The following is a 5,069-nucleotide window of genomic DNA, read 5'->3' as shown; positions in this document are numbered from 1 at the left end:
AGGTTGTTCTGTAGTTGAGATGGAATGTTCGGCTTTGGCAGCTGTGGGACAACTTCGAGATGTAGTTTTCGGAGAGATTCTTTTTACGGCTGACAGCCTTGCTGATATAGAAAATTACGATGAGAGAAATTGGGCGAAAGATTCCTTTGCTTATGCTTTGGAACTTGCCATGGATGCTGTCATATTGATTTAAAATAATAAATTTATTGGCAGGAAAATTTAAGATAAAAAAACCAAGACATAACTCTTTAGCGATTAGTCTTGGTTTTTATTTTTATGAGTGTTTTTTAGCAAAGTCTACAAAGGCTTTGCTAGAATCTTCTACGAAAGTTTTTGTGCCTTTGACTAGGTTGCCGTCCTTATCAAAAAGGGTGTGAACTGCTGGAATGTAGACTTCTGGTTGGTTCATTGTAATTAGGTTTACATAAATAAAACTTTGTCTTAGGGCATGGTTACCCATGGTTCCTCCTGACTGTCCCATTGATGCGGAAAATACTGCGGCTGGTTTTCCGTCCCAGAGATTGCCCTTTGGATCACGGCTACCGATGTCTATGACGTTTTTAAGGCTAGGGGCTAGGGAGCGGTTATATTCTGGGGTGAAAAAGATATAGGCATCGTATTTTTTTAGCTCTTCTCTGATTTTTACATATTCTTCCCTTGGCTTTGCTCCGTCGTCGTCTTGGTTATAGAAAGGAAGGTAGGAAATATCAATAATTTCCGCTTGGTTTCCTTGGTTAATAACTTTTTTTGCCACTTCTGCTATTTTTTTATTAAATGATTCTTTCCTAAGAGAACCTACTAATAATCCAATTTTCATAATTTTTTCTCCTTTCGTTTCATTACTTATACCCAAAAAAATTTTCCCAAAGCAAAAAGCCAGGAAAAACCTGGCTTAATCTTACTTATCGTTTTTGTTTCTTATATATTTATCAATGTTTGCTGCGGCTTTTTTGCCAGCTCCCATGGCGAGGATTACTGTGGCTGCACCACTTACAGCGTCTCCGCCTGCAAAGACTCCGTCTTTTGTAGTCATGGTTGTATCGTCAATTATAATACCTCCCCAAGATTCGGTTTTGATATCTGGGTTAGTGTGCTTGATTAGTGGGTTTGGTGATTGGCCGATTGAAACAATTACAGATTCAAATTCGACTTCTTCGTATTCGCCTGTGGCAACAGGTCTTCTCCTACCAGATTGATCTGGTTCACCAAGTTCCATTTTTTCAACCTTAACAGCCTTGACCCAACCATTTTCGCCGATGATTTCTATTGGGTTGTGGAGGTTTAAGAAATTTATGCCTTCTTCTATGGCGTGGTGACTTTCTTCTGCTCTTGCTGGCATTTCTTCAAAACTTCTACGATAAACAACGGTTACATCAGCGCCAAGTCTTTTGGCAGATCTGGCTGCATCCATGGCTACGTTACCGCCACCAACTACACAGACTTTTTTGCCAACATGGACAGGTGTGTCGTATTCTGGAAACTTGTAGGCCTTCATCAAATTCATACGGGTTAAAAATTCATTTGCAGAATAAACTCCGTTTAGATTTTCGCCAGGAATGCCCAAAAACTTTGGTAGCCCTGCCCCAGATGCTATATAAATTGCCTCGTAGCCTTGGTTGTAGAGGTCTTCAATAGAAAGGGTCCTGCCAACAATGGTGTTGGTTTTTAGTTTAACACCTAGACCAATTACGTTTTTAAGTTCTGTATTTACAAGCTTTTTTGGAAGCCTAAATTCAGGAATTCCATACATCAAAACTCCACCAGCTGTGTGGAAGGCATCAAAAAGGGTAACCTTGTAGCCGAGTTTTGCCAAATCTGCAGCGGCTGTAAGGCCAGAAGGACCGGCACCAACTACAGCTACCTTTTCTTTATTGGCATAAACTTCGACTGGCTTTTTATATTTTTTGTTGTTATGATAATCAGCTACAAATCTTTCAAGCCTGCCTATACCAACAGGTTCGCCCTTTCTACCCCTAGTGCAAACACCTTCGCATTGGTTTTCTTGTGGGCAAACCCTACCGCATATGGCTGGAAGGTTATTTGTTTCGGAAATCTTATCGTAGGCGCTATCAAGGTCGCCATCTACAATAAATTGGATAAATTCAGGGATTTTTACAGAAACGGGACAACCAGAAACACAAGGTTGGTTCTTGCAGTGAACACACCTAGTAGCTTCTTCTAGGGCCATTTCGGCAGTATAGCCTGTGGCAACTTCCTCAAAGTTTTTATTTCTCACATTTGGGTCTTGCTCAGGCATCTTTACTTTTTCTTGACTCATATTAAATTTTGCCATTTCTTACCTCCCCAGTTAAGTTACAAATATGTTCTCTTTCTTCTGTAGCGTAGTTTCTAGCTCTATTCATGGCCTCATCAAAATCTATCAAAAATCCATCAAAGTCTGGGCCATCAACGCAGGCAAATTTCATCTCGCCACCAACTGTGAGCCTACAGCAACCACACATACCTGTGCCGTCAACCATAATTGAGTTCATAGACACAGTTGTTGGTATATCATGCGCCTTGGTAATATTAACTACATTTTTCATCATTATAGCAGGGCCAATTGTAAGGACGTGGTCGTAGATTTTTCCTTCCTTTATTAGGTCTTCTAGAACTTGGGTTACAAAACCTTGTCTGCCATAGGATCCGTCATCGGTTGTTATGTATAGATTATCTGAACACTTTTTAAGTTCGTCTTCTAAGATAATTATGTCCTTGTTTTTAAAGCCCATAATGACATCAACATTGGCACCAATTTCATGAAGGTATTTAGCTTGTGGAAAGGCTATAGCAGTACCAAGTCCACCACCTATAACACAGACATTTTTTCCCTTGAGATCATCAAGATCAGTTGGTCTACCTAGTGGCCCAACAAAGTCCAAAAATCCATCACCAGCTTTAAGCCCATTCATTCTCATAGTTGTACCGCCCACGATTTGGACGATAATTGTTACATTTTCTCCATCAGTACCTGATATGGTAAAAGGCACTCTTTCGCCTTTTTCATCAAGTCTTAATATGATAAATTGGCCTGGCAGAGCTTTTTTTGCAATCTCTTTAGCATTTACAACAAACTTGATGGTTGTATCATTCAAATTTGTTTTTTCGATTATTCTTGCCATAAGTCCTCCTTTTGACAAACATTTTCACTCATACCTATAATATACTGCAGATTAATATATAAGTAAAAAATTCTGGGAGCTAGAGAAAGGTGAAATATATATAAAATATAGTATTATAGACATATTAATAAATAATAAAGAAGGGAGTTTTATGGAAAAAAATCAAAGAAAATATACAAACAAGTATCTACTAAAGAGGTTCGTGCCATATTATGGACCCTATAAGAAGGTTTTAACTATAGATTTATTGGCGGCAGCCTTCACAACAGTATCTGAGCTAATTCTACCGCTCTTATTATCCTATCTTACAGACTGGGCTCAAATCGGATTACTCGACGGGCCAAGGATTTATAAGGTTGCAATAATTTATGTGCTTACCAAGGCTATTTCTGTCATAGCCAGGTACTTTATGCAATCTATGGGTCATATAATGGGCGCTATGATTGAACGTGATATGAGATTTTGTGTCTTTAATCACTTAATGGAAATGGATACAGAATTTTTTAACGAATCTAAGGTCGGTCAGCTGATGACAAGGCTTACTTCAGATTTGTTTGAAATTACAGAATTTGCCCACCACGTTCCTGAAGAATTTCTAGTTGGAGCAATCAAGCTAATCGTATCCTTCGTGGTACTTCTAACAATCGACTGGAAATTATCACTAGTCATCTACATTCTAATACCTTTAATGTATGTAGTTTCAAGAAAGTCCAGGGCCAAATTTAGGAAGGCGACAAAAAATTCAAAAAAACAAATCGGGGAAATAAATGCGGGTGTGGAAGACACTTTACTAGGCATAAGCGTTGTAAAATCTTTTGCAAATGAAGCTATAGAAAAATCCAAATTTGCCAAGGAAAACGACAAATTTGCCGATATCAAGGCCGACCAATACTACAACATGGCAAAATATTTTATGGTCAAAGACACATTTTCTGGCCTTATGTATTTGGTCCTAATCCTAATCGGTGGATTTTTGGTAATCCAAAAAGAAATCACTCCAGGTGACCTAATCGCCTTTACCATGTACCTAAATATGTTAGTTGCAACCATAGAAAGGCTCATAAACTTCACCGATACTTATGAAAGGGGAACAACAGGTATAGAGCGCTTTATAGAAATTATGAGCCTTGACAGGGATATATTTGATGCAGAAGATCCACAAACCCTTGTCAATGTCAAAGGGAAGATTGAATTTGACAAGGTTTCATTCAAATATCCAAATACGCCAGTTGGCGAAGCCTACGTCCTAAAAGATATGTCCTTTAAGATAGATGTAGGGGAAAATATTGCCCTAGTTGGTCCTTCAGGAGCAGGAAAGACTACAATATCAAAATTAATTCCAAGATTTTACGATGTAAATGAAGGGGAAATTAGAATTGATAATACCAATATCAAAGACCTATCCATTGATTCATTAAGAAATAATATAGGAATCGTTCAACAAGACGTATATCTTTTCTCAGGCACAGTTAGGGAAAATATTGCCTACGGGAAGGAATATGCGACGGAAGAAGAAATCAAAGAAGCAGCAAGGCTTGCAGGTGCAGATGAATTTATAAAAGACCTGCCAGATGGGCTTGACACCTATATAGGTGAGCGTGGAGTGAAATTATCTGGAGGACAAAAGCAAAGAATTTCAATAGCCAGAGTCTTTCTAAAAAATCCACCAATTCTCATCCTAGATGAGGCAACAAGTGCCCTTGATAATAAGAGCGAAGCTATAGTCCAAGCCTCTCTAGAAAAATTATCCAAGGGCAGGACAACCCTAACAATAGCTCACAGACTATCAACCATCATCAACGCCGATGAAATCATAGTCCTAACCTACGACGGCATAGTAGAAAGAGGCAACCACCAAGACCTCCTAGCCAAAAAAGGCGTCTACTACAACCTATACAATTCAAATAACACAGATTTATTCGGCTAGAAAAGAGCAGACCCAAGTGG

The 5,069-nt window shown here is 38.8% G+C and carries 4 protein-coding genes and 1 pseudogene; 2 read left to right on the top strand and 3 right to left on the bottom strand.

The features are described 5' to 3' along the window. Nucleotides 1-193: pseudogene (locus RQ893_RS08100) on the top strand (phosphorylase); the annotation flags it as partial. 81 nt (nt 194-274) lie between these two features. On the opposite strand, the gene RQ893_RS08095 reads toward RQ893_RS08100, so the two are convergent. From RQ893_RS08095 to RQ893_RS08085, 3 genes are all read right to left on the bottom strand, one after another. Continuing rightward, nucleotides 275-817, bottom strand: coding sequence for an NAD(P)H-dependent oxidoreductase (locus RQ893_RS08095; protein ID WP_311482516.1), 543 nt, complete (start codon nt 815-817; stop codon nt 275-277). Between the two features lie 81 nt (nt 818-898). Continuing rightward, entirely contained in the window at nt 899-2,293 is a 1,395-nt protein-coding gene (gltA, locus tag RQ893_RS08090) for an NADPH-dependent glutamate synthase (protein WP_311482515.1), read from the bottom strand. Next, nucleotides 2,280-3,122, bottom strand: a complete 843-nt coding sequence (locus tag RQ893_RS08085; RefSeq protein WP_311482514.1) for a sulfide/dihydroorotate dehydrogenase-like FAD/NAD-binding protein — start codon at nt 3,120-3,122, stop codon at nt 2,280-2,282. Before RQ893_RS08085 ends, gltA begins: the two co-directional genes overlap by 14 nt. A gap of 151 nt (nt 3,123-3,273) precedes the next feature. Between RQ893_RS08085 and RQ893_RS08080 the strand changes: the two genes are divergently transcribed. After that, complete coding sequence (locus RQ893_RS08080) at nt 3,274-5,049, top strand: ABC transporter ATP-binding protein (protein ID WP_311482513.1); 1,776 nt, start codon at nt 3,274-3,276, stop codon at nt 5,047-5,049. The last annotated feature ends 20 nt before the right edge of the window (nt 5,050-5,069 follow it).

Origin of the sequence: uncultured Anaerococcus sp., assembly GCF_963510915.1 — a bacterium.
GTDB lineage: Bacteria > Bacillota > Clostridia > Tissierellales > Peptoniphilaceae > Anaerococcus.
This window is presented reverse-complemented; position numbering and strand designations above follow the sequence as displayed.

Excerpts from the sequence above, each read along its gene's own strand:
- RQ893_RS08080 (WP_311482513.1), top strand. The coding sequence starts at position 3,274 with ATGGAAAAAAATCAAAGAAAATATACAAACAAGTATCTACTAAAGAGG.
- RQ893_RS08085 (WP_311482514.1), bottom strand. The coding sequence starts at position 3,122 with ATGGCAAGAATAATCGAAAAAACAAATTTGAATGATACAACCATCAAG.
- RQ893_RS08095 (WP_311482516.1), bottom strand. The coding sequence starts at position 817 with ATGAAAATTGGATTATTAGTAGGTTCTCTTAGGAAAGAATCATTTAAT.
- gltA (WP_311482515.1), bottom strand. The coding sequence starts at position 2,293 with ATGGCAAAATTTAATATGAGTCAAGAAAAAGTAAAGATGCCTGAGCAA.